At 66.2% G+C, this 24,812-nt stretch carries 23 protein-coding genes, 2 tRNA genes and 3 pseudogenes; 12 read left to right on the forward strand and 16 right to left on the reverse strand.

The window, feature by feature from the left end; translation table 11 throughout:
- Positions 1–22: 22 nt before the first annotated feature.
- The 6 genes and pseudogenes from EET10_RS08615 to EET10_RS08645 form a co-directional block, all read right to left on the reverse strand.
- The gene (locus EET10_RS08615) at positions 23–250 is read right to left on the reverse strand and encodes a hypothetical protein (protein WP_122447194.1); all 228 of its coding nucleotides are present in this window, start codon (positions 248–250) and stop codon (positions 23–25) included.
- Complete coding sequence (locus EET10_RS08620) at positions 247–1,767, reverse strand: IS1634 family transposase (protein ID WP_425461686.1); 1,521 nt, start codon at positions 1,765–1,767, stop codon at positions 247–249. Before EET10_RS08620 ends, EET10_RS08615 begins: the two co-directional genes overlap by 4 nt.
- A 112-nt stretch (positions 1,768–1,879) precedes the next feature.
- Positions 1,880–2,088: pseudogene (locus tag EET10_RS32205) on the reverse strand (hypothetical protein); the annotation flags it as partial.
- Between the two features lie 47 nt (positions 2,089–2,135).
- Positions 2,136–2,447: a hypothetical protein gene (locus EET10_RS08630; protein ID WP_036406814.1), complete on the reverse strand. Its 312-nt coding sequence runs from the start codon at positions 2,445–2,447 to the stop codon at positions 2,136–2,138.
- Between the two features lie 104 nt (positions 2,448–2,551).
- A complete protein-coding gene (locus tag EET10_RS08635) occupies positions 2,552–2,809 on the reverse strand; it encodes a hypothetical protein (RefSeq protein ID WP_099188461.1) in 258 nt (85 codons plus the stop codon).
- A 583-nt stretch (positions 2,810–3,392) separates the two neighbouring features.
- Positions 3,393–4,775, reverse strand: coding sequence for an IS1380 family transposase (locus EET10_RS08645; RefSeq protein WP_036400547.1), 1,383 nt, complete (start codon positions 4,773–4,775; stop codon positions 3,393–3,395).
- Between the two features lie 171 nt (positions 4,776–4,946).
- On the opposite strand from EET10_RS08645, the pseudogene EET10_RS08650 reads away from it, so the two are divergent.
- A pseudogene (locus EET10_RS08650) lies at positions 4,947–5,874 on the forward strand (IS5 family transposase).
- Here the strand turns inward: EET10_RS08650 and EET10_RS08655 are convergent.
- The 3 genes from EET10_RS08655 to EET10_RS08670 all read right to left on the reverse strand — a co-directional run bounded on the left by EET10_RS08655 (position 5,812) and on the right by EET10_RS08670 (position 10,335).
- Positions 5,812–7,335 (reverse strand): hypothetical protein, encoded by a 1,524-nt coding sequence (locus EET10_RS08655; RefSeq protein ID WP_246013619.1) that lies wholly within the window; start codon positions 7,333–7,335, stop codon positions 5,812–5,814. The pseudogene EET10_RS08650 and the gene EET10_RS08655 overlap by 63 nt on opposite strands.
- 257 nt (positions 7,336–7,592) lie before the next feature.
- Complete coding sequence (locus tag EET10_RS08665) at positions 7,593–8,717, reverse strand: NERD domain-containing protein (protein WP_246013620.1); 1,125 nt, start codon at positions 8,715–8,717, stop codon at positions 7,593–7,595.
- Positions 8,718–8,904: 187 nt separating this feature from the next.
- Positions 8,905–10,335 carry a phytoene desaturase family protein gene (locus EET10_RS08670; RefSeq protein WP_063466807.1) on the reverse strand — a complete coding sequence of 477 codons (1,431 nt, stop codon included), beginning with the start codon at positions 10,333–10,335 and terminating at the stop codon, positions 8,905–8,907.
- Positions 10,336–10,530: 195 nt separating this feature from the next.
- Here EET10_RS08670 and serA point away from each other — a divergent pair, with 195 nt between their 5' ends.
- The 3 genes and pseudogenes from serA (at position 10,531) to EET10_RS08680 (ending at position 13,200) form a co-directional block, all read left to right on the forward strand.
- Positions 10,531–12,117 carry a phosphoglycerate dehydrogenase gene (serA, locus tag EET10_RS08675; protein ID WP_122502058.1) on the forward strand — a complete coding sequence of 529 codons (1,587 nt, stop codon included), beginning with the start codon at positions 10,531–10,533 and terminating at the stop codon, positions 12,115–12,117.
- 2 nt (positions 12,118–12,119) lie between these two features.
- A pseudogene (locus tag EET10_RS32210) lies at positions 12,120–12,215 on the forward strand (hypothetical protein); the annotation flags it as partial.
- The gene (locus EET10_RS08680; RefSeq protein WP_036406049.1) at positions 12,190–13,200 is read left to right on the forward strand and encodes a 3-isopropylmalate dehydrogenase; all 1,011 of its coding nucleotides are present in this window, start codon (positions 12,190–12,192) and stop codon (positions 13,198–13,200) included. The pseudogene EET10_RS32210 and the gene EET10_RS08680, both read left to right, overlap by 26 nt.
- Here EET10_RS08680 and EET10_RS08685 read toward each other — a convergent pair.
- The 3 genes from EET10_RS08685 to EET10_RS08695 form a co-directional block, all read right to left on the reverse strand.
- Positions 13,197–14,387 (reverse strand): MFS transporter, encoded by a 1,191-nt coding sequence (locus EET10_RS08685; RefSeq protein WP_063468292.1) that lies wholly within the window; start codon positions 14,385–14,387, stop codon positions 13,197–13,199. The two genes, EET10_RS08680 and EET10_RS08685, sit on opposite strands and share 4 nt — an antisense overlap.
- A 61-nt stretch (positions 14,388–14,448) precedes the next feature.
- Positions 14,449–15,789, reverse strand: coding sequence for an MFS transporter (locus EET10_RS08690; protein WP_036406047.1), 1,341 nt, complete (start codon positions 15,787–15,789; stop codon positions 14,449–14,451).
- A 54-nt stretch (positions 15,790–15,843) separates the two neighbouring features.
- Positions 15,844–16,548: a class I SAM-dependent methyltransferase gene (locus EET10_RS08695; protein WP_244601890.1), complete on the reverse strand. Its 705-nt coding sequence runs from the start codon at positions 16,546–16,548 to the stop codon at positions 15,844–15,846.
- A gap of 112 nt (positions 16,549–16,660) precedes the next feature.
- Here EET10_RS08695 and EET10_RS32215 point away from each other — a divergent pair, with 112 nt between their 5' ends.
- Entirely contained in the window at positions 16,661–16,894 is a 234-nt protein-coding gene (locus EET10_RS32215) for an Rv2993c-like domain-containing protein (RefSeq protein ID WP_081260783.1), read from the forward strand.
- Here EET10_RS32215 and EET10_RS30695 read toward each other — a convergent pair.
- Both EET10_RS30695 and EET10_RS08710 read right to left on the reverse strand, forming a co-directional pair.
- Positions 16,891–17,214, reverse strand: coding sequence for an MFS transporter (locus EET10_RS30695; protein ID WP_246013621.1), 324 nt, complete (start codon positions 17,212–17,214; stop codon positions 16,891–16,893). The two genes, EET10_RS32215 and EET10_RS30695, sit on opposite strands and share 4 nt — an antisense overlap.
- Positions 17,196–18,035, reverse strand: coding sequence for an MFS transporter (locus EET10_RS08710; protein ID WP_246013622.1), 840 nt, complete (start codon positions 18,033–18,035; stop codon positions 17,196–17,198). Before EET10_RS08710 ends, EET10_RS30695 begins: the two co-directional genes overlap by 19 nt.
- Before the next feature lie 120 nt (positions 18,036–18,155).
- Here EET10_RS08710 and EET10_RS31955 point away from each other — a divergent pair, with 120 nt between their 5' ends.
- From EET10_RS31955 to EET10_RS08735, 5 genes are all read left to right on the forward strand, one after another.
- Entirely contained in the window at positions 18,156–18,605 is a 450-nt protein-coding gene (locus EET10_RS31955) for a hypothetical protein (RefSeq protein ID WP_136624723.1), read from the forward strand.
- Positions 18,606–18,615: 10 nt separating this feature from the next.
- Positions 18,616–19,434 (forward strand): fumarylacetoacetate hydrolase family protein, encoded by an 819-nt coding sequence (locus EET10_RS08720; RefSeq protein ID WP_122502062.1) that lies wholly within the window; start codon positions 18,616–18,618, stop codon positions 19,432–19,434.
- Positions 19,431–20,918, forward strand: a complete 1,488-nt coding sequence (gltX, locus tag EET10_RS08725) for a glutamate--tRNA ligase (RefSeq protein ID WP_082273317.1) — start codon at positions 19,431–19,433, stop codon at positions 20,916–20,918. Before EET10_RS08720 ends, gltX begins: the two co-directional genes overlap by 4 nt.
- 152 nt (positions 20,919–21,070) lie before the next feature.
- Positions 21,071–21,142: transfer RNA gene (locus tag EET10_RS08730), tRNA-Gln, on the forward strand.
- Between the two features lie 84 nt (positions 21,143–21,226).
- Positions 21,227–21,299: transfer RNA gene (locus EET10_RS08735), tRNA-Glu, on the forward strand.
- Between the two features lie 6 nt (positions 21,300–21,305).
- Here EET10_RS08735 and EET10_RS08740 read toward each other — a convergent pair.
- Entirely contained in the window at positions 21,306–21,827 is a 522-nt protein-coding gene (locus EET10_RS08740) for a PPOX class F420-dependent oxidoreductase (RefSeq protein WP_036406037.1), read from the reverse strand.
- Positions 21,828–21,904: 77 nt separating this feature from the next.
- Positions 21,905–22,606 carry an IclR family transcriptional regulator gene (locus EET10_RS08745; protein ID WP_122502063.1) on the reverse strand — a complete coding sequence of 234 codons (702 nt, stop codon included), beginning with the start codon at positions 22,604–22,606 and terminating at the stop codon, positions 21,905–21,907.
- 83 nt (positions 22,607–22,689) lie between these two features.
- On the opposite strand from EET10_RS08745, the gene leuC reads away from it, so the two are divergent.
- Both leuC and leuD read left to right on the forward strand, forming a co-directional pair.
- Entirely contained in the window at positions 22,690–24,123 is a 1,434-nt protein-coding gene (leuC, locus tag EET10_RS08750; RefSeq protein WP_122502064.1) for a 3-isopropylmalate dehydratase large subunit, read from the forward strand.
- 23 nt (positions 24,124–24,146) lie between these two features.
- Entirely contained in the window at positions 24,147–24,743 is a 597-nt protein-coding gene (gene leuD / locus EET10_RS08755; protein WP_036406031.1) for a 3-isopropylmalate dehydratase small subunit, read from the forward strand.
- The last annotated feature ends 69 nt before the right edge of the window (positions 24,744–24,812 follow it).

Genomic DNA, 24,812 nt, shown 5'->3' on the forward strand with positions numbered 1-24,812 from the left:
CCCACAGGCGGGGCATTAAAGCTCACCGGTTCCACTCCACCAGCTTCATCCGCACGTCGACACCTGGCCCGAGCTTCTGCTTGAGACCCTGCATAAAGCCCCACTGACGCACCGCCTGGTCAGCCAAACGCCGACATAGCCGCTCCACTGCGTCGACCGGCTGGTTTTCGTAGTCGATATCACCGCGGGCATCCAACGTGTCCGTCGCGGAAGCAACCGGTACCTCGTTCTCTAACCTGACTTCGGTCATTTAGTGCGTAGGTCGGCTCCGCTGATTTGGGCGAGGGCGTCGCGTAGGTCGGCGGGCAGTGGATCGGCGGCGGTGAGGGTGTGTTGGCCGGCTCGGATGTCCACGGTGCGGTATCGGCGTGTGGTGCGCACGAATTGCCGGATACTCCAACCGGTTTGGTGTTCGATCCAGTGGCTGACTGCGAGCGCGGCGAACACGATGTTTAGGTGGGCCTCGATGGACTCGCGTTTGTGGTGGTAGATCGGGCGGGCGGCCAGGTCGTGCTTGGACATCCGGAACGCCTTCTCGATCCGCCACAACTGGTGATACGCATCGATGACGAAGTCTGCGGTCTGGCCGGTCAGGTTGGTGGTGTAGCCCTTGATCCCGGCCAACTCGCGGGCTTTGGCTTCTAACTCCCGGTTCACCGACCGGTTCTCGCCGGTCACGGTGATGAACCGGTTGCGTTTGAGGGGGGCCTTCCCGTCGACGGCGGCCTGGGCTTTGGCTACCTGCTCATCGATACCACGCAGGGTGCGCCGGGCCCGGTCAGCACGGTACTGGTAGAAGATGACCCGGTCGGGGATCCCGCGGGCCTTCTCCTTGCTGCTGGCCGGCCAGGCCTGGGTGAAGATGTGCCCGTCAGGGATGTCCTCGCCGGGATGCTTGTCGCGCCATTCGCGTATGACGCCGGGCAGGAACGGGATCCTGGAGCCGAGGATGAAGGTCAGCCCGGCGGCGTAGATCGCTTTCTGGTTGTCCTCGGAGATCATGCCGGCATCAGCGACCACTGTGACATCGGTGAGTTGGTGGGCCTTCTTGAAGGCGTTGATGACGGGCAGCATCGTCTTGGTTTCACCCTTGTCGCCTTCAAATGCGTGTACTGCCAATGGAAATCCAGTCGCATCGGTGAGCAGGCCGATGGTGATCTGCGGTTCGAGCCGACGTTCTTTGGAGAATCCGGGCTCGCGGAATCCGTCGGCCTTATCGGTCTCGAAGTACAGCGTCGAGACGTCGTAGAGCACCAACGACGCCGGCCCCAACGCCGCCTGAACCGCGCACGCCTTGGACAACGCCCGGCCGAAAGCCGCTGTGGCGAACCGCGGCAGGTGCCGGGTCAGGGTGCGGTAGGACACCGTGGCGATACCGGTCTCGGCCAGTACCCGCAGCGAGTCGGCCTTACTGGTCGGCTCGATGATCCGGGCCAGCACCAGATCCCGGAACACCTCATCGGCTCCAGCGGCCCGATCGAAGCCAAGCCGGACATACGCAGCGCACAAGCTGTTCCACAAAAACGCCATCCGCGAAGAGACGATTTCCAAAGAGGCACCGGATATTTCGGTGTCACCGACATCAAGGTCGAGGGTCTGCTGACCTCCAGTAAGCCGCCGTACGGCCGCCGTCTTGAGTGCTTGCAATTCCACCGCGTCATGAGCCGAACCCACATGCTCGATCGAGCGTGCACCGCGCCGCGACGACCACACAATCTGCACCGCTGTCGCCCCCGACTTGGTCCTCACCGTCCGCATATAGGCCACTCCGGCACCCGACGAACCCATCCGTTAGTGCACACATTCCGGCCCCAACGACCACAAAACAGCAGGTCCAAGCGTCGCGCCAACCCCAAACCGGAAAAGTGACCGAAGTCAGGTCGTACCACCACCAGTCGGCGCGCTCGCCGGTAGGCCCGGGGCACGGCGCGACGACGGGCGGGGAAAGGTTGGGCGGACGCGCCCGCGATCCTGCGCTAAGCGGTCGGCCGCAGTTGTCGGTGACGGTGAAAGCGTCAGCGGGTCCGGTGATGGTGATGACGCCGCGGTGGTGCAGCCGGTGGTGTAGGGGCATAGCAGTACCAGGTTGGTCGCAAATCCGTAGGCTACCCCCCCCACAGGCGGGGCATTAAAGCTCACCGGTTCCACTCCACCAGCTTCATCCGCACGTCGACACCTGGCCCGAGCTTCTGCTTGAGACCCTGCATAAAGCCCCACTGACGCACCGCCTGGTCAGCCAAACGCCGACATAGCCGCTCCACTGCGTCGACCGGCTGGTTTTCGTAGTCGATATCACCGCGGGCATCCAACGTGTCCGTCGCGGAAGCAACCGGTACCTCGTTCTCTAACAGCAGCACCGCGAGCTGACGCTTGTCCACCAGCACCACCCACCGCATCTGTGCAGGCAGTTTGGGGGGCGTCGTTTCATCCCTGGCTGCGTACGTCATGTGCGTTCCTGCCTAAGTTCCTTCAGTCCCGCGCGGATACCAGCCCGGCCGCGCTCCCGATGCCCGGTACGCACCTGGTGCTGGCAACAGTTGGTGTCAAGCGATTACCGGTATATCGGCCACGTCTCTAAATATGCGTCAATTGCTCGTTCGATTTTCAACCCATAATCATTCGGAACCCAATCAGGTCCAAAGGTCTTCATCAAGGCGTCGGAAAGCACGTCGATAACAGCGTCGCTCTGTTCGTTGGTCGGCTTCTCTGTGCGCCGAAGCTCGTCGAAGAGAGCGGGATTACGATTCTCTAATTCTCGCGCGATCACGGGACGGTGCTCCGCTGAAATAGCATCGAGAACGTTGCTCACGGATTTCTCCATCCAGCCCGGCTGTTCGCCCAGGCGGTTACCACTTGGCCATCTTTGTTTAGGACCACTGTTGCGTCTTTCCCAACGTACACGTAAGCGCCTCTACCAAGCTCGTCCACTTTAAACCGGGGCGGCCCAACAGGATTCGCAACAGCATCTTGCATTGCCTTGTCGCTGACGCCATGACCGCCGTCGCGTCCGGCGATCCTTCCTGCTCCATGATCGGTGATTCCGTTGATTCTGTTAGGCGGTGGGAATGGCGGTGTTTCCTGTGCTGGAGGGACTGGCTCTTGGCTTGAAGGCGCACCCGGCGGGGGCTCGGAACCGGCTGTACCCGGCTGCGTGGGGCCTGGGGCGGGTTCGCCTTCTATGGGTATGCCTAAGTCGTTTAAGCGGGCCCGGATTGCGGCTAGCCCGGATGTTTCGTGGGGTTGACGTGGTGGCCTGATCGGGTCGGATTGTGGTTTTGGATCTTGATTTTCGGTTGGGGGGTGCGGTGGTGGGCCCGGGTCAGCGGCTTCTGCGGGGTTCCTTGGGCCCGGGTGGTCCTTTCTTGGGGTCGTGGGGACGGTTGGGTAGTTGGTCAGCCGGGTTGCAGGCGGGCCAACGCGGTGGTCAACACGTCGGCCCAGGGTGCGTGCGCGGCGAGGCGCAGCCGGGTTCGGCGGGCGTGGCGGGCCAGGCGGCCGGCGATCGAAAACAGCCGCAGCCGTAGTCGTTTGGGTTCCCAGCGCCGCGCCGGGTGCTCCTCGAAGGCCAGCATTTGGCACCAGGCGGTCAGCTCCATGGCCAGCTGCACCAATGCGCACCAGATCCGGTTTTGGTCGAATCCGTGCAGGGGGAGGTTGGCCAGGCCGGTGTCTTTGGCGACCCGGATGCGGTCTTCGCAGCGGGCGCGGCGGCGATGGCGCAGTTCGAGATCGGGCAGCTGCCCACGGGTGGTGTTGGTGACGAACGCGGTCAGCCGTAACCCGTCGCGGTCGGTGAAACGTAGCTGGGCGCCCGGATGAGGGCGTTCTTTGCGCACGATCAGCCGCATCCCCGCGGGCCAGTCCGACAGGTCAACGACCCCGGTTGCCTCGGTGACCCACGCCCCGTCACGGACCTGCCCATCAGCGTCGTAGGCCGGGGTCCACGCCGTCTGGGGAATCGCGTCGATGCCGGTGGCCATCGTCTCGGTGAGGGCAAATCCCAGCGAGTAGGACAGCCGGCGCGCGCTCAGGTAGTTGAGGAATTCGTGGGTGGCCCCGGCGGCGTCGGTGCGCACCAGAACTTTCTTGCCGACCCGATAGCCGACCTGAAAGGGCAATTGCTCCAGCGCGCACGCGAGGACCGTTTTGTGGTCGGCGGCGGTGTTAGAGCCGGCATTGCCGGCCCGCAGCAAGATCGCCAGCGACTCCCCCGTTCCCGCACTGCCGTGATCGACGAACGCACACAACGGGTGAAACCCAAAGCCACGCTTGAATGTTGGTGCGGCTTTCTCCTTCTCCGAGTGCGCGGTGACCAGGGTCGCATCCAAATCGATGATCAACGGGTGATCGGCATCGATCCCATGACCCGGCGAGGCCTGTCCAGCAGCCGCCCACGCCGCGGCACGTGCGGCGGCCCGCGCAGAGCCGATGGCCGCCAACGCTTTCGGGGCATCTGCGGCCAACGAAGTGATCAACCTCGACACGGTGGGATCGGATGCGACCGTACCGAACACCCCGGGTTCGGCGCGCAGCAGGCCGACATCAGCCAGGCAGTCCCCACCGAGCGCCAGCGCGATAGCCACATCGAGCACGATCTTGCCGGGGTCGTGGCTGGCCAGCGGTTTACGCCACGGCGCCAACGCGCCCGACAACGCCCCGGTCAGCCTCACCCGCTCGGCGGCACGCAGCAGCACAACCGCACCAGCATGCGACACGACACCGGTTGCACGACCATCCAACGCCAACGACGGGTAACACGACCTAGACTTGCCCACCAGATTGGTGCTCCGATTCTTGCGATGATCTGGTCCTTCAGCAAGCCAAATTATCCCAGCTCAGAGCACCTTTCTTCGTTCAACACACGCAATCAAGATCACTCAGTGTGAAAGCCCGAGGCTAGGGCGTGTCTCCCGAATTAATAGGTGTTGACCGGCGACGATTTGCTGATGACGCGGATGGGTGTGATTTCTGATGAGTTTTGGGCGGCTGTCGAATCGCTGATGCCATCGGATGAGGGCAAGCGGGGCGGCAGGTTCGGTGATCACCGGTTGATACTGGAAGGGATCGCATGGCGATTTCGCACTGGCAGCCCCTGGCGGGACCTGCCGGCCGATTTCGGGCCGTGGCAAACGGTGTGGAAGCGCCATCATCGATGGTCTTTGGACGGCACCTACGACGCGATGTTCGCTCAGGTTAGGGCGGTATTCGGGCTCGGCGCCGCGGTGGTCGCCGACGTCGAGAAGCTACTGTCGGTGGATTCGACAAACGTTCGGGCACATCAACATTGCGCGGGCGCACGGTCTGACACGCTGGCAAAAGGGGGCTCTGTCGAATTACAAGAAATCTGCCGATGAGCCCGACGATCATGCGATCGGCCGCTCGCGCGGCGGGCTCACTACGAAAATTCACGCTCTGACCGATCAGCGGCAAGCCCCGGTGGCGGTCCGCTTGACTGCCGGACAGGCCGGAGACAACCCTCAGTTGGTGCGGCTGCTCGACGACTACGCCGCAGCCGGCAAGGGAAAGGACGTGTCGGGCCGCAACTTCCGATTGCTCGCCGATAAGGCCTATTCACATCCGAGCACGCGTGCTGAATTGCGTTCCAGGAGAGTCAAACACACAATTCCTGAACGCAAAGACCAGATCGCTCGACGTAAGGCCAAAGGATCAGCAGGCGGTCGCCCGCCCGCATTCGACGCCGCCCTCTACGGGCTGCGCAACACCGTCGAGCGAGGCTTCAACCGGCTCAAGCAGTGGCGCGGCGTCGCAACCCGCTATGACAAATACGCCCTCACCTACCTCGGCGGCGTCCTACTGGCCTGCGCAGTCATCCATGCCCGCGTAGCGGCCACAGAATCGGGAGACACACCCTAGGCGTTCGAGGAGAGGACCGCGCGAGGCGATGCAGGCGTTGTATTGGGCCGGCGGCAGCGGCCCGACGTTTTCGACGCCGCATCGGGCGTTCCACGCCCGTATCTCAGCGTTAACTTCGGCCCATTCTGCGATCGCCTGCTCGGCGCTCATGTCTTTAGGGTCGACCGGCATGGGTGGCGGGGTCGGGTCACGCGGTGGGGGCAAAGATGGTGCCGCCGGCGCCGAGGCTAGCCCTGGCGGGCCGAAGCCCAGCATGTGGACACCGCCGTTGCCAGTCCCGGGTGTCGTAGCAGACGGCGCGGTACCGGCGGGACCGGGGTCGAGTGTGACGGGTGCGGGGGCAGGCGGCGATGCCTGCGCGGCCGGGGATTGGTGCGCGTGCGGGGATTGCGTCTGCGGCGGATCGGTGGAGGGCAGGTGTTGCGGTGCGTGCTCGTGCCGCACTTGCCCGGGATCGGCAAACTGCGTCGCTGCGGGTTCGGCGGTCGACGGCGACGGGTGGGGCTGGACGTGTGTTAGCGGGGTTGCCGCGGCAGCCGCGGCCGGTGCGCTGATCGCGGTGGCGGCCGTCGTCGAGACCGCGCCCGTGCTGACCGGGGCGGCCATGGCGGCGATCCCCGAACTCAGCCGGGCAGCCAGCGAGGACAGCCAACCGCCGCCGGTGCCGGCCCCGGCTCCGACGCTGCCGCCGAAGGCGGGCAGGGGGCCGGCACCTGGCGGCAGCGGCACCGGCGGCGCGATGCCCGCCAGCTCGCCGGCCGCTGGTGGGGCTTGCCACGTTGGTGCCGCTGCTGAGGCCGCGGCCTGCGGTGATATGTGCCGTATCAGCGGGCTCGCGCCGGTCAAGGCATCGAGCAGCGACGATGCTGAGGGGGCTGGCGGTGATGGCGGCACCGTCGGATTCGGCGTGTGGGTGGTGGTGATGGCGGCGACCGCCTGGATGTGGCCGCGCACCGCGCCTTCGCCGCCCAGCTCACCGGCGGAGCGCGCCACGTCGGTGGCGGTCTGCACCTCCTGGCCGGTGAAACGGGTCACCTGAACACGCAGATCGGCGCAGATGGCCTGGGCGGTGGGCTGCCGGGCGTACCAGCCCATCGAGCCCGGCGCATACATCGCGTCGGTGGCCGTCCAGCCCTCGGCGACCGCGAACCCTGACTGGTTGGCCCGCTCGACGGTGGCGAAGATGGAGTGCTTTTGCTGGTGCAGCACGGCGGCCCCGTCCTCGGCGGTGGCCGCTGCAGTATCGAGCAGCTCGGCTTCCTGTTCGGCGGTGATGGCGTGGCGGGCCAACGCGGCCTTCATCGCCTCATCGCCCTGACCCTGCCAGTCCAGCGAGTCGGCCTGGCTCTTGATCGTGCCCACCACCGAGCGGCGGCGCCCCGCCAGCTCGCGCCAGTGCGCGGCATTCTCGGTCAGATGCGACACGGTGTAGCCGCGCAACGCCGACTGGGTGGGGATCACGCGTTACGGGCTGTTCCGGGGATCGTGGTGACCACGTATTTCAGCATGTCCGCGGCATCGGAGTCGGTGGCTTCATAACCGGTCGCCGCGACCTGGGTCATCCCGGCGGTGGTGGCGATCTTAGGGTGCAGGTCGGCAGTGGCGACCTGGGCCGCGCCGGTCAGCGGCGGCGAGCACCGTGGGCCACCCGCCAGACGGTTCCAGCGCTGGTGGCGCGGCGTGGAGATCGAAAGCCTCCACGTGCCAGCCGGTGCTGGTCACCCGCAACTGGGCTGGGTTGACGCGAAGGTTGTCGCCCACGCGGGGATTGTAGCGGTGGCGACCGAACGAGGGTTGAGGCCACGGTGGACTACTCGGTGGCGATGTGCGTAATGGATGATGTCGGCGATCCGGGCGATCAGGTCGAGCTGATTTTCCAGCGTCAAGCTGTCCTGATGGTCGGCCAGCCACAGATCCAAGGGGGTGTCGGCCTTGGGCTGAGGAAAGACCAGGCCGACGCCGAGCTCGGGCTCGCTGACCAAGTCCTTGGGGGCCTGCAGCCCGTCGTAGGTCAGCCGCGACAACAGGGCGTACTCGTGGGTGACGGCCTGCTTGCGGGCGTGATCGTCAGCTTTCGTCGAGCCCTGCCCCGCGGGGTAGAAGCGGATGCGAACGTGATCTTCGGTGTTGACGTGGTGAAAGGCCGGCCAATCCTGCCAGCCGTCGCCGTCGGCCAGCGGCTTTTCGTCGATGATCCAGGACCCGACTTCACGCTGGCGCCGTGGTGCCAGGCCGATCGCCTTCATCAGGCCGGCGATGACTTGGCTATCGCGCTCGCTGATCGGGTCGTGCCTGGCGGGGGCCAGCGGACGCTCGGAGATGCCGGGCAGGCCGGTGGTTTTCGTGTGGCCGTCCAGGCCGTAGAGGTTGATCCGCGAGCTCGGCGGTAGGTCGCACTCGAAGTCGGGGCTGTGCAGGAACACCAGCTCTTGTACGTAGGGGATGCGGTCGCGCGCCTGTTCGCCGCCGCGTTGCCGAATCGCGTCTTTGAGCAGCGACGAAAAATACTGAGCCTTACGGCGAGTGAGTAATAAGGGGGAGTCTTCGGCGCGATGCCCGGTGCGCATCCAGACGTGGTCATTGCCGCGCAAGATGCCCCGGTAGTGCTTCAGCTCAATCAGGTAAAGCGTGTCGCGGGCCAGGACCAGCAGGTCGACCTCATGCCAGCGGCCGCGGCTGTCGCGGAACTCGAAGTTGGCCCAGGCGCGGAATGGCTCGGCGTCGGGCAGCTTCTGCTTGACGGCCTGCAGCCCTTGCCTTTCATGCGGGAACTGCGACTCGGCGATCGTGACCCAGCGACCGTCCTTCACCGCTAGAGCCATCCCCTTGTCGCGGACCTGCATCACAACTTGCTAATGTGTGCCGCTTCCTTGGCGGAGTAATCGGCGGTTCCGCCGGGTCGTTGTCCGATTCTCGGTGACTAGTGAACCGGCGGTCGACGAGTGCCAAGCTGTGCTACGGCTACAGTCACCGCGTTCCTCGCGAGTGAGTCGTCGCTTCCCTTCGCCTCGGAGCAGTAGTCGGACGCGATCACGGCGACAGTCCAGGGGCGTCTCGAAAGCCGAATTCGTGCCGCAGCAGGGTGCGTGCGGCGTAATAACCGGACATGCCGTGCACCCCGGCGCCGGGCGGAGTGGCCGCCGAACACAGGTACACCCCGGGAACCGGTGTGCGCCAAGGGTTAAGGCGTGGTGTGGGTCCGGCGATCGCACGCCACACGGAGTTGGCACCCACGGAGATATCGCCACCGACATAGTTAGCGTTGTGCTCGACCATTCGTGCGGCGGGCACGGAACGTGCTGCGACGACGACGTCGCGGAAGCCAGGTGCCAGCCGCTCGACGACCCGGGTCACCGTCTCGGTCGCATCGACCGTCGAGCCCGAAGGGACGTGGGCGTACGTCCAGAAGGGACGCCGGCCGACGCCATCCACTCGGCCGGGATCGGCCAGGTGCGGGCTTGCCGCCAGCACCATCGGCCAGTCGGCGTGGCGCCCGGCCGCGACCTCCGCCTCGGCGCGCGCCATCTGCTCGCGGGTGCCGCCGAGGTGAAGCGTCGGGGCCTGACTGAGCCGGGAATCCGACCACGGAATCTCGTCACTGAGCACGAAGTCGACTTTCGCCACACCGGAGCCAAACCGGTACCGGCGCAACGCTTTAGCGTACCGATCTGGAAGGGCGTCGCGGTAGACGTGCAGCAGCGTCGTGGGCGCCGTATCGAAAACCACGACACCGCCGGGCGGAGAAGTGATCTCGACGCCTGCGGTCAGCTCACCGCCGTGTGCCCGCAGATCGGCGATCAGCGCGTCGGCGATCACCTGGCTGCCGCCCACCGGGATGGGCCAGCCGACCGAATGGGCGAGGGTGGCCAGCATGAGCCCTGCACCCGCCGACACCAGCGACGGCAACCGAGAAATGGCATGGGCCGCGACGCCAGTGAACAGCGCTCGGGCATCTTCGCCAACCAGGGAGCGCCACGCGGGCGTTCCCTGGGCCAGCATTCGCAATCCGAGGCGCATAGTCGGCGCCAGCGACGTGGGCACCGAACGCTTGTCGCCGAGCATAAGGTCCACGACGGCACCGGAATTCGTCACCAGCGGACCGAGGAGCCGTCGCCAGGACGCACCGTCGTCCAATTCGACGCAGGTGCGGGCCAGGTCGCGGTAGGCGATGGCCGCTGGCCGCCCCGGCAGCGGGTTGGCATACGAGATCTCCGGTACGGCCAGTGTCACACCGCGCGCGGAAAGGTCGAACTCGGCGAAAAACGGCGACGCCAGCGCCAGCGGATGAACCGCTGAACACACGTCGTGCATGACCTCGGGATATTCACCGTCGGCCGCGCTGCGCGCGCCGCCCCCGAACGTCGGCTGGGCCTCGAGTACCTGTACTTCCAGGCCGGCTCGGGCGCAGATGACGGCGGCAGCCAGCCCGTTGGGCCCGCTGCCGACGACGGTGACGTCCACCCGCCGATTACAACCGACCGGGCCGTGGGCGTCGACCCGCAGCGCCCGGCTCCGCCGCGCTCGCGGTCGCCGCTGGGCCGTGGGCGTCGACCCGCAGCGCCCGGCTCCGCCGCGCTCGCGGTCGCCGCTGGGCCGTGGGCGTCGACCCGCAGCGCCCGGCTCCGCCGCGCTCGCGGTCGCCGCTACGCTGTCCGGGTGAACTTGCCTGTTGTATTAATCGCCGACAAACTTGCCCAATCGACGGTCGCTGCCCTGGGAGACCAGGTGGAGGTGCGCTGGGTAGACGGTCCGGACCGCGCGAAGCTGCTGGCCGCAGTGCCCGAGGCCGACGCGCTGCTGGTACGGTCGGCCACCACCGTGGACGCCGAAGTGCTGGCCGCGGCTCCCAGGCTGAAAATCGTGGCACGCGCCGGCGTCGGGCTGGACAACGTCGACGTAGACGCCGCCACCGCCCGCGGTGTGCTGGTGGTCAACGCCCCGACGTCGAACATCCACAGCGCCGCAGAGCACGCCCTCGCGCTGCTACTGGCCGCGGCCCGGCAGATCCCGGCCGCCGACGCCACGCTGCGCGAGCGCACCTGGAAACGGTCCTCGTTCTCCGGCACCGAGATCTTCGGAAAGACCGTCGGCGTCGTCGGATTGGGCCGCATCGGACAGTTGGTCGCGCAGCGGGTCGCCGCTTTCGACGCCCACGTCGTCGCCTACGACCCTTACGTCTCGTCCGCCCGGGCTGCGCAGCTCGGCATCGAACTGCTGCCCCTGGACGACCTGCTGGCCCGCGCCGACTTCATCTCGGTGCACCTGCCCAAGACGCCCGAGACGGCAGGTCTGATCGACAAGGAAGCACTGGCCAGGACCAAGCCCGGCGTCATCATCGTCAACGCCGCCCGCGGCGGCCTGGTGGACGAGGCGGCCCTGGCCGACGCGGTCAGCAGGGGCCACGTGCGCGCTGCCGGTCTTGACGTGTTCGCCAGCGAACCGTGCACCGACAGCCCGTTGTTCGACCTGCCCCAGGTGGTCGTCACCCCGCACCTCGGGGCGTCCACCGCCGAGGCCCAGGACCGGGCCGGAACTGACGTCGCCGAGAGCGTTCGACTGGCGCTGGCGGGGGAGTTCGTTCCCGACGCGGTCAACGTCGGCGCCGGAGTGGTCAGCGAAGAGGTGGCGCCCTGGCTGGATCTAGTGCGCAAGCTCGGAGTGCTGGCCGCCGCGCTGTCCGATGACGCGCCGGTGTCGTTGTCGGTACAGGTTCGAGGTGAGCTTGCCTCCGAAGAGGTTGAGGTGCTGCGGCTTTCGGCGTTGCGCGGGCTGTTTTCGGCGGTGATCGACGAGCCGGTGACCTTTGTCAACGCCCCGGCGCTGGCCGCCGAGCGCGGGGTCTCCGCCGAGATCACCAAGGCCCCCGAAAGCCCCAACCACCGCAGTGTCGTCGACGTCCGTGCGGTCGGCGCGGACGGCTCCGTCGTGAATGTCTCGGGCACGCTGTACGGCCCGCAGCTGACTCAGAAGATCGTGCAGATCAACGGCCGCCACTTCGACATGCGCGCCGAGGGGATCAACTTGATCGTCCACTACGTCGACCAGCCGGGAGCCCTGGGCAAGATCGGCACCGTGCTGGGCGCGGCCGGGGTGAACATCCATGCCGCTCAATTGTCCGAGGACGTCGAGGGTCCGCGCGCGACGATCCTGCTGCGGCTGGATCAGGCTGTGCCCGACGATGTCCGGTCGGCGATGGTGGCGGCAGTCGGCGCCAACAAGATCGAAGTGGTCGACCTGTCGTGAAGCGCGCCGGCGACGATGCAGTGGGGGCACCGCCCGCTTGTGGGGGACGAAGCGATGAGGAGGAGCGCGTCAATGAAGCTCGCGATCATCGCAGGTGACGGCATCGGTCCCGAGGTGATGACCGAAGCGGTCAAAGTCCTCGACGCGGTGCTGCCGGGCGTGCAGAAGACCGGCTACGACCTCGGCGCCAGGCGGTTCCACGCCACCGGCGAGCTATTACCGGACACGGTGCTCGCCGAACTCCGCGAGCACGACGCCATCCTGCTCGGGGCCATCGGGGACCCGTCGGTGCCCAGCGGCGTGCTGGAGCGCGGCTTGCTGCTGCGACTGCGCTTCGAGCTGGACCACCACATCAATCTGCGGCCGGCTCGGCTCTACCCGGGAGTGAGCAGCCCCCTGGCGGGTAACCCCGACATCGATTTTCTGGTGGTGCGCGAGGGAACCGAGGGGCCCTACACCGGTAACGGCGGTGCGATTCGGGTCGGCACGCCCAACGAGGTGGCCACCGAAGTCAGCGTGAACACCGCGTTCGGCGCGCGCAGGGTGGTCGCCGACGCGTTCGAGCGGGCGCAGCGGCGTCGTAAGCATCTGACGCTGGTGCACAAGACCAACGTCCTGACATTCGCCGGAAGCCTGTGGTGGCGGACCGTGCAGGAGACCGGCGAGAAGTTTCCCGACGTCGAGGTGGCGTATCAGCACGTCGACGCGGCCACCATCCACATGATCACCGACCCAGGTCGTTTCGACGTCGTCGTCACCGACAACTTGTTCGGCGACATCATCACCGACCTGGCAGCGGCGGTCTGCGGCGGAATCGGCTTGGCCGCCAGTGGAAACATCGACGCGACCCGGACGAACCCGTCGATGTTCGAGCCGGTGCATGGCAGCGCTCCCGACATCGCCGGTCAGGGCATCGCCGATCCGACCGCGGCGATCATGTCGGTGGCGCTGCTGCTTGCCCACGTCGGCGAGGTCAACGCCGCCGACCGGGTAGACCGGGCGGTCGAGAAGTACCTGGCGACTCGGGGCAACGAACGGCTGGCCACCACCGCCGTCGGCGACCGGATTGCCGCAGCGCTCTAGCTTGCCGCTCGGACGTGCGCGCGAGCGTGCTGCGGCACAATCGGCCACGCCAGCAGCGGAAACAAACCGCACACCGCGAAGGCCAGCGGATAGCCCGACGCCTCGATCACCCCGCCGAATACCGGGGGCCCGATTGCCGCGGTGAGTCGCTGGGTGGTGTTCTGGGCGCCCATCGCGCGCCCGCTCCAGAAACGCCCGGCCACCTCGGGGATCGCGGTGAACGCCAAGCCGTTGTCGAGCACCGTGATCACCGACGCGACGACCATCAGCGCCACCGCCACAGTCGAGTGCAGGTGATCGGCGACCGCCAGCAACATCATCACCAGCGCGGCGGCAACGGCAATCATCCGGATGGGCCGCATCCGGGACCCGACGTGGTCCGACCACCGCCCGGCGGCGATGCGGCCAAGCGCGCCCAGCAATTGCGAGACGCTCATCAACGTGCCGGCGGCCGTGATCGACCAGCCGTGGCTCTTGATCAGCCAGACCAGCATGAACGTCAAGACCACCGTCTGGGGGACCATGAGCAGAGCGGATGTGAGGTGGATTCGCCACAGCACCGCCGTGCCGCGATAGGGATTGGCCAACTCGCTGTGGTCGGCGGCCGACCGCGCCGGCCGCGACGGGTCGCGCACCCACACTGCACAAAGCACTGCTGCCAATGCGCACACCGTCGCCGGGAACAACAGCGCCACCGAGATGGAGCGCTCACCGAGCTCGGGGAGCACGAGTGCGGCCGAGGCGATTCCGAGCGGCTGCGCGGTCTGCCGGATTCCCATCGCCAGGCCGCGCTGCTCCGCGGGAAACCAGCCGGTTACCAGCCGCCCGCTGGCGGTGTTGGCGCTGGCCGCGGCCATACCCCCGGCGAACAGGGCAACGCCCTCGGCGAGCATCGACTGGGGCACCAGGGATGCCCCATAGGCGGCGGCCGCGGTGAGGGCCAAGCCCACGGTGAGCACGATCCGTTCGCCGACCAGGTCCAGCACATATCCCCAGCCGATCAGCGTAAAGACCATGCCGAAGCTGGGCATCGCCGACAGCAGGGCGGCTTCGGACAGGCTGATGCCGCGCACGTCGTTGAGTGCGGGAATCAGGAAGGCAATGCCATTGATGAAGATGGTGGCGCACAACGTCGCGATGAGCGCGATTGCGAGCAGCGACCAACGGCGCGTCGATGTCGTCTGCATCTACTGGTAGTTCTCGTGGCGGCTTTTCGGTAAACCTCGCCGATGCGCCTCCTCCGAGCGATCACGTCGGTGGCGTTGGTGTTTGTCCACCTCGGCCAGGCCCGGGCGAGCCCGCCAGCCGAGGCCTGGTTGGCAGCTCGCGGGCGCGAACGGCTTGTCGCCAGCGATGCCGGCGAATCGATTGCCGCCGCGCTCGGGTCTCCAAGCCGGGCGGCAACAGGCGAGTCGGCACCAACGGCACCGCCGCCAGCGGGAACAACCCGCACAGCGCCCAGGCCAGCGGATAGGCCGCCGTCGTGATAAGCGCACCGAACAGCGGGGGCCCGGCGGCCGCCATTAGGCGCTGCGTGGTGTTCTGGGTCCCCAGCGCGCGCCCGCTCCAATAGGGTCCGGCGAACTCGGTGATCGCCGTTGCCTCCAACCCGTTGTCGAGTACCGCGATCACCGAGATAGCGATCATGAGCAACACGGCATATCGCGAACCGATGTTGTCGGTAAGCGCCAACAAGAACAGGGCCGACGCGGCGGCGACGGCGATGATGCGGACGGGCCGCATCCGTGAGCCGACGTAGTCCGACCAGCGGCCGACCGCGATACGACCCAGCGCACCCAGCAGCTGCGAAACGGTCACCAAACCGCCGGCCGCCGCGACCGACCAACCGTGATGGTTCATCAGCCAGACCAACATGAACGTCACGGTCACCGTCTGCGGCATCATCAGCAGCGCGGACATCGCGTGGATGCGCCACAATACCGATGACCCCCGATATGGACTGGCCAGCTCTTCGTCGGTGGCGACTTTGCGGGACTTGCGCGGCGCGTTGGCTACTCCGAGCAGGCTGGCCACCGCAGCCACGGTGCACGCGACGGCGGGAAACATCAGTCCGGCATGGGCGCCTCGTTCGGCCAGCTCCGGTATGACCAGCGCGCCCAGCGCGATTCCCAACGGTTGCGCGGTCTGCCGGATCCCCATCGCCAGTCCTCGTTGATGCGGTGGAAACCAGCCCGATACCAGCCGGCCGCCGGCACTGTTGCTGCTGGCGGCCGCCATGCCGCCCAAAAACAGGTAGATGCCCATCAGGGGCAGCGAGTGCACGGACGCCGCGGCATAGGCGGCTGCGGCGGTGAGAGCCGAGCCCACGGTCATCACAATCCGCTCACCCACACGGTCCAGGACGTAACCCCAGGCCACCAGCGTTACCACCATGCCCCAGCTGGGCATCGACGCCAACAGACCCGCTTGTGTCAGTGGGGTTCCGCGCGCGGCTTCCAGGCGGGGGATCAGGAAGGCGACGCCGTTGATGAACAGAAACGACGTCGAGGTCACCAGCAGCGAGACGACCACGATCGACCAGCGTGCAAACAAGCTCAATTCGCCCGGGTCGCTCGGTTGACGCGGCATTGGCTCATGCTCGCACAAGCATGCCAAGTGCAGGTGATTCGCGGGCGCGGTACGCTACCCCGCTTTGTGCGCGGTGAGCAAGAAAGCCGAGACCTTTACCCGGTTTCTTTCGTCGACCTCGTAGTCATCTAACGAGACGCCCGGGATCCGAGATAGGACCTCGGCCAAGTGAACATGGATGAACGCCGGCCGGATCTCGTCGATCGCCCAATACCGTGAAACAGCTTCTCGCAATTCAGTTTCGGTAACGAGATTTGGAGGCGCCGCGGGAGCATCGGGCGGCAGCTCGATGTCGGCCGGGAGCGCGGTCGCGGTCGACGCCAGGACATAGTAGGACGCGCCCGGGGCGGCGGCACGGTGCACCGAGCGGATGTAGTCGTCGCGCGAATCGACCGGAAGCGATTCGAACAGGGTGCTGTCGATGATGGTGTTGAACCGGCCGTCGTAGCCGCAAAGTGACGTCAGGTCATCCTGCACGAACGTGACCGTGCTGAGCCCTCGATCGTCGGCGGCTTGCTTGGCCTTGGCGATCGCGGTGCCAGACACGTCGACACCCATGACTGTGTGCCCGAGTGCGGCGAGCGCAAGCGACAGCTCGGCGACCCCACAACCGGCATCGAGAACCTCGCTGCGGATCTTGCCGGCCCGTATCAGTGCCGCGATTTCCGGTTGCGGTTCGCCAATGTTCCACGGCGGCGGTCCCCCGAAGACACCATGTTCGCGATATGCGGCTTCCCAATCCATCAATTCGCGGTTCACGGCCCGAACCCTAGCCGAGAGGCGCAGATTAGTAGGACGCCGACGGTCGTTCGCAGCCGGGCGTGCGCGCCAACAATGTTTGAGAGCTTCTCGTCGGGCGGTGCCGGTCTGAATCCTCGCCCATGAGGCTCATCCGAATGCGCGTCGATTCGCCAGTCCTGACGGCCCGTCTGGCCGATCGGCCTTTGTCGCATCGAAGGCTCGGCGGACGACCCCGGGGGATGACCGTCCGGGAACCGCGGAACACCTGTTCGGTACGCCGAACTTCACCGGCCGCTCCTGGCCGTTGGCCGACGTCCGGCTGCCCGGAAAGGTCGCCGGCGCGCACGTCCTACCCGGTTGTTAATCACGGGCTTGAACTGGTTTCCGTGGAAGTCGGCCGAGGGAATGTTCGGCTTCGCGGTCCTCCGCATCGGGCGGGCGCAGGCCGACGGGCACCAAGGGTGCCGCGGACAGTGGGAACAGCCCACACAATGCGAGCGCCAATGGATATCCGCCGACCGTGATCATCGCTCCGAATGCCGGCGGGCCTGCCAAGGTCATCAGCCGCTGGGTCGTGTTCTGAACGCCCAGCGCGCGCCCACTCCAGAATTGTCGGGCGAATTCGGTGATCGCAGTGGCCTCGAGCCCGTTGTCCATCACCGTGATCACCGAGACCATGACCATGAACGCCACCGCAAGCGGCGAATCGAGCTGATTGGCCAAAGACAGCATGAGTAACGTGACGCTGGTGGCGAGCGCGACGATGCGGGGCGCATGCGCGATCCCACACAATCGGACCAGCTGCCGGCCGCAATGCGGGTCAACGCACCGAGTAGTTGAGTGATGGTCACCAGCGCACCGGCAGCTCGCACCGACCACCGTGGTTGCCGGTCAACCAGACCAGCATGAAGGTCACCGTCATCGACTGCGGGCATCACCATGAGTGCTGAAATCGCGTGGATCCGCCACAGCACGGCGCTGCCGCGATAGGGGTTCACGAGCTCGGCATCGGCGGCCGCGGTCCGTGGCTTGCGCGGCGGGTCGTGTGCGATCAGGGCGTCGACTACGGCCGACACCGCGCACGCCGATGCCGGAAACAGCAGTCCCAAGCTTGGACGGTGCTCAGCGAGCTGCGGAATCACCAAGGCGCCCATGGCGATTCCCAACGGTTGCGCGGTCTGGCGGACTCCCATGGCCAGCCCCCGCTGATGCGCCGGAAACCACCCCGCCACCACGCGGCCGCAGGCGGGATTGCAGCTGGCCGCCGCCATCCCGCCCAAGAACAACAGCGCTCCCATCGCCACCAGCGAGTTAACCGATGCCGCGGCGAAGGCGCTGACCGCGGTCAACGCGGAGCCGGTCGCGAGCACCCTACGTTCTCCGATGCGGTCCGCCACATAACCCCAGGCGATCAGCGCGACCACCATGCCCAGGCTCGGCATTGCCGACAGCAAACCCGCTTCGGCCAGCGCGGTGCCGCGCGCAGCTTCCAATGCGGGAATCATGAACGGAACGGCGTTGATAAAGCAGAACGCACTGGCGGTTACCGTCAGCGCAATAGCGACGATCGATCAGCGCAACGCCGCGCTGACCGGCTCCGCGGCCATCAAGCCATGCTCGCACAGATGTCATTGGTTGTATGCCTTCTGTTGTCCAGCAATTTCCCGGGGATTAATGGGCTTGTGCGGACCAGCGGTCAGCCTGGTCCGGCCCGCAGCGCCCGGCTGCGCCGGGCTCGCGACCGTCTGGGTTCGATGACGACGGCCCGCAGCGCCCGGCTGCGCCGGGCTCGCGACCGTCTGGGTTCGATGACGACGGCCCGCAGCGCCCGGCTGCGCCGGGCTCGCGACCGTCTGGGTTCGATGACGACGGCCCGCAGCGCCCGGCTGCGCCGGGCTCGCGACCGTCTGGGTTCGATGACGACGGCCCGCAGCGCCCGGCTGCGCCGGGCTCGCGACCGTCTGGGTTCGATGACGACGGCCCGCAGCGCCCGGCTGCGCCGGGCTCGCGACCGTCTGGGTTCGATGACGACGGCCCGCAGCGCCCGGCTGCGCCGGGCTCGCGACCGTCGTTAGGCTCATCTGAATGCGCCTTGGTCGAATCGCCAGTCCTGACGGCCCGTCCGGCCGATCGGCCTTCGTCAGCATCGAAGGCTCACTGGACGACCCCGGGGGGATGACCGTCCGGGAAATCGCAGAACACCCGTTCGGTACGCCGACCTTCACCGGCCGCTGCTGGCCGTTGGCCGACGTCCGGCTGCTGGCACCGATACTTGCCAGCAAGGTGGTGTGCGTCGGCAAGAATTACGCCGATCACATCGCTGAAATGGGCGGCCAACCGGGCGCAACTCCGGCCGACCCCGTCATATTCCTCAAGCCCAATACCGCAATCATCGGTCCCAATGTGCCGATTCGGTTGCCCGCCAACGCATCCCCGGTTCACTTCGAGGGTGAGCTGGCGATAGTAATCGGACGGCCATGCAAGGACGTCCCAGCCGCCCAGGCGGCCGACAACATCCTCGGCTACACCGTCGCCAACGACGTATCCGCACGCGATCAGCAACAGTCCGACGGCCAATGGACCCGGGCGAAAGGCCACGACACGTTTTGTCCGGTCGGCCCGTGGATCGTCACCGACCTGGATCCGCTAGACCCAGCCGATCTCGAACTGCGCACCGAAGTCAACGGCGAAGTCAAACAGCATGCCCGCACGTCGCTGATGATCCACCACATCGGCGCCATCGTGGAATGGATCTCGGCGGTCATGACATTGCTGCCCGGAGACCTCATTCTCACCGGAACGCCGGCCGGAGTCGGTCCCATCGAAGACGGTGACACCATCTCCATCACCGTGGAAGGCATCGGCACCCTTACCAATCCCGTAGTGCGCAAAGGAAAGTCGTGACCGCAACCGCTCCTGAAGAAGAAGCAACCTGCGTTCGGGTCCGATTCTGCCCGTCGCCCACCGGTATTCCCCACGTCGGCATGGTCCGCACCGCGCTGTTCAACTGGGCCTACGCTCGTCACACGGGCGGCACCTTCGTCTTCCGCATAGAAGACACCGACGCCCAGCGCGACAGCGAGGAAAGCTATCTGGCACTGCTCGACGCGTTGCGCTGGCTCGGCCTGAACTGGGACGAGGGCCCCGAGGTCGGTGGACCCTACGGCCCATACCGCCAGTCACAGCGCACCGAGATCTACCGTGATGTCATCGCCCAGCTGCTCGCGGCAGACGAGGCCTACTACGCCTTTTCGACACCCGAAGAGGTCGAGGCCCGCCATATCGCCGCCGGCCGCAACCCCAAGTTGGGCTACGACAATTTCGACCGGCACCTGACCGACTCCCAGCGCGCGGCATACCTGGCAGAGGGCCGCCAGCCGGTAGTGCGACTGCGGATGCCCGACACCGATCTCAGCTGGAACGACTTGGTTCGCGGCCCCACCACATTCGCGGCCGGCTCGGTGCCCGACTTCGCGTTGACCCGCGCCAACGGAGATCCGCTGTACCCGTTGGTGAACCCGTGCGACGACGCGTTGATGAAGATCACGCACGTGCTGCGCGGCGAGGACCTGCTGCCGTCGACGCCGCGACAGCTCGCGCTGTACCAATCCCTGATCCGGATCGGGATAGCCGAATGCATTCCGGAGTTCGCCCATCTGCCAACGGTATTGGGGGAGGGGACCAAGAAGCTCTCGAAACGCGACCCGCAGTCGAATCTGTTCGCGCACCGCGACCGCGGCTTCATTCCCGAAGGGTTGTTGAATTACCTTGCGCTGCTCGGCTGGTCGATCGCCGACGACCGCGATCTGTTCAGCCTCGACGAGATGGTGGCGGCGTTCGACGTTTCCGACGTGAACTCGAATCCGGCGCGGTTCGACCAGAAGAAAGCCGACGCCCTCAACGCCGAGCACATCCGGATGCTCGATGCCGAAGACTTCTCTCGCCGGCTCCGCGATTACCTGGACGCACACGGCCATCGCATCGAGTTGGACGACGCGGCCTTCGCCACCGCCGCCGAGTTGGTGCAGACCCGAATCGTGGTGCTCGGCGATGCGTGGGACCTGTTGAAGTTCCTCAGCGACGACCAGTACGCAATCGATCCCAAAGCTGCCGCCAAGGAACTGGGTCCTGACGCGGCTCCGGTTCTCGACGCGGCCGTGGCCGCGCTCGGAGGGGTGTCCGACTGGACCGCGGGCCACATCGAGGAGGCGCTCAAGGCTGCGCTGATCGAAGGCCTCGAGCTCAAACCCCGCAAGGCTTTCGGACCGATCCGAGTGGCCGCCACCGGCACCACGGTCAGCCCGCCGCTGTTCGAGTCATTGGAGTTGCTCGGCCGCGACCGCAGCCTGGCGCGGCTCACTTCAGCTCGCGATTCGGTCACCAAGTAGTGGCATGGCGCAGAATAGAACCCGGGCGTGCGGATCGCCGGGCTAGTTTTTGGTAGTCTGCACGTCGGCCTACAACGGCTGGCAGCGGCGGTCCGCGGAGACCTGGCAATGGTCCCCAAGAACCGCTCTGACCAGCGGTTTCAGGTGACCGATGGGGTATGGTGTAATTGGCAACACAGCTGATTCTGGTTCAGCCATTCTAGGTTCGAGTCCTGGTACCCCAGCAAAGTCCCACCGACGCGAAGCAGATGCAGAGTGATTAGGTGGGCTTACCGCGGTGAGCTATGCTGACAGCTCGGATCGGTTCTGGCCCCGTCGTCTAGCGGCCTAGGACGCCGCCCTCTCACGGCGGTAGCGTGGGTTCGAATCCCATCGGGGCTACACGAGTTACATTTCAGCTGCACCGGTCCCCAGCACGGCCGGTGCGGTTGAACCGCCCACAGGCATGTGTGGCAGTCCCAGCTTGCGGTGGTCCCACGAGCGGGTGCGGTGACTGACGATGCGGACGCCGACGCGCTTGTTCATCATCTGGTCGACCATGGGCCTCAGTTCGTCACTGTAGGGCCCGGTGTAGCGCTCCCACACGCTGACTCCGACGCGGAACAGGGCGTCGGGCTCGTCGACGATCTCCGCGATGCCCTCGAAGGACACCCCGCGCAGCGTGTCGTAGGTGTTGCCGTCCTCGAGCAGGAAGCTCACCCGAGGATCCCGCTTGAGGTTGACGGCCTTCTGCGACTTTGCCTTGGTTTCCAGCCAGATTTCGCCGTCGACCACCGCATACCACATGGCCGTCAGGTGTGGCTGGCCATCCGGCCCGATGGTGGCCAGCGTGCCGGTGCGGCTCTTGTTGACGAAGTCGACGATTTCTGCCTCGGTCATGACGATCTGCGCGCGCTGGTTGGTTCCCATGGCGTCAGTGTGTCAGGTGGTCGTGACGCCCACGCGGCGGCGTCAGCCGGCCGGGCGGGCCTCCCAGGGTGAGGCCGCTAGAGCCGGCGAGTGATCTCCTCGGCCGCCGCCAACAGGTCGGCGGCCCAGCGCGCACCCGGGCGCCGCCCGATCCGGTCGACGGGACCGGAAACCGAGATGGCAGCGACCACAACGCCGCGGCGATCGCGCACCGGCGCCGACACGCTTGCCACCCCAGCTTCCCGTTCGGCCACGCTTTGCGCCCAACCCCGCCGGCGCACTTCGGCCAGCACCCGTTCGCCGAATTTCGCGTTGGGCAACACCGCCTGTTGGATCGCCGCGTCACTGTGGGCCAGCAGCACTTTGGCGCCCGAGCCGGCCGTCATCGGCAATCTCGCTCCAACCGGAACCGTATCGCGAAGGCCTGCAGCCGGTTCCAGCGCAGCCACGCAGACCCGTGTCGTGCCCTCGAGACGATACAACTGCACGCTCTCGCCGGTGGTCTCGCGCAATTTTGGCAGCACCGCGTTGCTTGCGGCGAGCAGCGAATCGTTGACTTGGGCTGCCAGTTCGGACACCGCGGGACCAAGCCGCCACCGGCCCTCCTCGTCGCGTCCCAGCAGGCGATGCACCTCGAGAGCGGCTGCCAGCCGATATGCGGTGGCCCTCGGCAGGCCGGTTCGGTCACAAAGTTCGGCCAGTCCGCACGGAGATTCCGCGATCGCGTGCAGCAGACCCACGGCTTTGTCGAGCACGCCGATGCCGCTATGCTGTCTCACATCAAGATACTAACGTCTCATATTCTGAGAACAAAGCCCGGTGGTTCAGTGAGCCGCTATTGAGTGAATCGAGGCAATCCGAGATGGCAGTTCAGACTCGCAGGCCCCGCACGTTGGCGGAGAAGGTTTGGGACGACCACATCGTGGTGTCCGGTCGCGCCTCTGAACAAGGAGACGGGCCCGACTTGATCTACATCGATCTGCATCTGGTGCACGAGGTCACCAGCCCGCAGGCGTTCGACGGTTTACGGCTGGCCGGTCGCCGAGTGCGGCGTCCCGACCTGACCATTGCCACCGAGGACCACAACGTGCCCACCGTCGACATCGACAAGCCGATCGCCGACCCGGTATCCCGCACCCAGGTGGAGACGTTGCGGCGCAACTGCGCCGAATTCGGTATCCGGCTGCATCCGATGGGCGACATCGAGCAGGGCATCGTGCACGTCGTCGGACCGCAATTGGGCCTCACCCAACCGGGAATGACGATCGTCTGCGGCGATAGCCATACCTCGACCCACGGCGCATTCGGCGCATTGGCAATGGGTATCGGCACATCCGAAGTCGAGCACGTGCTGGCAACCCAGACGCTGCCGCTGCGGCCGTTCAAGACCATGGCGGTCAATGTCGAAGGGCAACTGCCGCCGGGCGTATCGGCCAAGGACATCATCCTGGCGCTGATCGCCAAGATCGGCACCGGCGGCGGACAGGGTCACGTCATCGAATACCGGGGCGCCGCCATCGAATCGCTGTCCATGGAAGCTCGCATGACGATCTGCAACATGAGCATCGAAGCCGGTGCCCGAGCCGGCATGGTGTCACCGGACGAAACCACCTACGAGTTCCTGCGCGGCCGTCCGCACGCGCCAACCGGTGACCGGTGGGACGCCGCTGTGGCCTATTGGCGACAATTGCGGACCGACCCCGGGGCCGTCTTCGATTCCGAGGTGTACCTCGATGCCACCTCATTGAGTCCCTATGTCACCTGGGGAACCAACCCCGGACAGGGAGTGCCGCTGGCCGGCGCGGTGCCCGACCCGGAGCTGATGACCGACGACGCCGAGCGGCAGGCTGCCGAGAAAGCGTTGGCCTATATGGACCTTCGGCCCGGAACGGCAATGCGCGACATCGCCGTCGACGCCGTGTTCGTCGGGTCGTGCACCAACGGCCGCATTGAAGACCTGCGGGTGGTAGCCGATGTCTTGCGCGGCCGCAAGGTGGCGCCGGGCGTGCGGATGCTCATCGTTCCGGGATCCATGCGGGTCCGCGCGCAGGCCGAAGCGGAAGGCCTGGGTGAGATCTTTGCCGCCGCAGGCGCCGAATGGCGGCAGGCGGGATGCTCGATGTGCCTGGGAATGAATCCCGATCAGCTCGCTCCCGGGGAGCGCTGCGCCGCGACATCCAACCGCAACTTCGAAGGGCGACAGGGAAAAGGGGGCCGTACGCATTTGGTTTCACCGGCCGTTGCCGTCGCGACCGCTGTTCGCGGCACCCTTTCCGCGCCGGCTGATTTGAATTGAACTCAACGGGTTAGGGGAAGAGCATGGAAGCCTTTCACACTCACACCGGCATTGGTGTGCCGCTGCGACGGTCCAATGTCGATACCGACCAGATCATCCCCGCGGTCTTCCTGAAGCGCGTCACCCGAACCGGTTTCGAGGACGGCTTGTTCGCGAGTTGGCGCTCAGATCCTTCGTTCGTGCTGAACCTCAGTCCCTTTGACCGCGGCTCGGTCTTGGTCGCCGGGCCGGACTTCGGCACGGGATCCTCGCGAGAGCATGCGGTCTGGGCGCTCATGGACTTCGGATTCCGGGTGGTTGTCTCGTCTCGATTCGGTGACATTTTTCGCGGCAACGCCGGCAAGGCGGGGCTGCTGGCGGCCGAAGTCGACCAAGACGGCGTCGAACTGCTTTGGAAGCTCATCGAGCAGAGTCCGGGGTTGGAAATCACTGTCAATCTTCAAGATCGAAATATCACCGCCGGAACAGTGGTGCTGCCGTTCAAGATTGACGACCACACCGCGTGGCGACTTCTTGAAGGTCTGGATGATATAGCCCTTACGCTGCGAAAACTCGACGAAATCGAGTCTTATGAAGCGGCTTACCCGGCGTGGAAACCGCGCACTCTGCCCGGCTCGTGAAGGGCCCATCGATGCGGAATTTCGGCTGCCGCAAGCCGGGGTAAAGCGGGCAAGCCGGGTTCATTTGAA

The organism is Mycobacterium pseudokansasii (genome assembly GCF_900566075.1).
Lineage (GTDB): Bacteria > Actinomycetota > Actinomycetes > Mycobacteriales > Mycobacteriaceae > Mycobacterium > Mycobacterium pseudokansasii.

What these genes read in the sequence shown, in the direction of transcription:
- EET10_RS08615 (WP_122447194.1), bottom strand. Translation starts at nt 250, where the DNA reads ATGACCGAAGTCAGGTTAGAGAACGAGGTACCGGTTGCTTCCGCGACG.
- EET10_RS08630 (WP_036406814.1), bottom strand. Translation starts at nt 2,447, where the DNA reads ATGACGTACGCAGCCAGGGATGAAACGACGCCCCCCAAACTGCCTGCA.
- EET10_RS08665 (WP_246013620.1), bottom strand. Translation starts at nt 8,717, where the DNA reads ATGCAGGTCCGCGACAAGGGGATGGCTCTAGCGGTGAAGGACGGTCGC.
- EET10_RS08680 (WP_036406049.1), top strand. Translation starts at nt 12,190, where the DNA reads ATGAAGCTCGCGATCATCGCAGGTGACGGCATCGGTCCCGAGGTGATG.
- EET10_RS08685 (WP_063468292.1), bottom strand. Translation starts at nt 14,387, where the DNA reads ATGCAGACGACATCGACGCGCCGTTGGTCGCTGCTCGCAATCGCGCTC.
- EET10_RS08690 (WP_036406047.1), bottom strand. Translation starts at nt 15,789, where the DNA reads ATGCCGCGTCAACCGAGCGACCCGGGCGAATTGAGCTTGTTTGCACGC.
- EET10_RS30695 (WP_246013621.1), bottom strand. Translation starts at nt 17,214, where the DNA reads ATGGTCATGGTCTCGGTGATCACGGTGATGGACAACGGGCTCGAGGCC.
- EET10_RS08710 (WP_246013622.1), bottom strand. Translation starts at nt 18,035, where the DNA reads ATGATTCCCGCATTGGAAGCTGCGCGCGGCACCGCGCTGGCCGAAGCG.
- EET10_RS31955 (WP_136624723.1), top strand. Translation starts at nt 18,156, where the DNA reads ATGTCATTGGTTGTATGCCTTCTGTTGTCCAGCAATTTCCCGGGGATT.
- EET10_RS08720 (WP_122502062.1), top strand. Translation starts at nt 18,616, where the DNA reads ATGCGCCTTGGTCGAATCGCCAGTCCTGACGGCCCGTCCGGCCGATCG.
- EET10_RS08740 (WP_036406037.1), bottom strand. Translation starts at nt 21,827, where the DNA reads ATGGGAACCAACCAGCGCGCGCAGATCGTCATGACCGAGGCAGAAATC.
- leuC (WP_122502064.1), top strand. Translation starts at nt 22,690, where the DNA reads ATGGCAGTTCAGACTCGCAGGCCCCGCACGTTGGCGGAGAAGGTTTGG.
- leuD (WP_036406031.1), top strand. Translation starts at nt 24,147, where the DNA reads ATGGAAGCCTTTCACACTCACACCGGCATTGGTGTGCCGCTGCGACGG.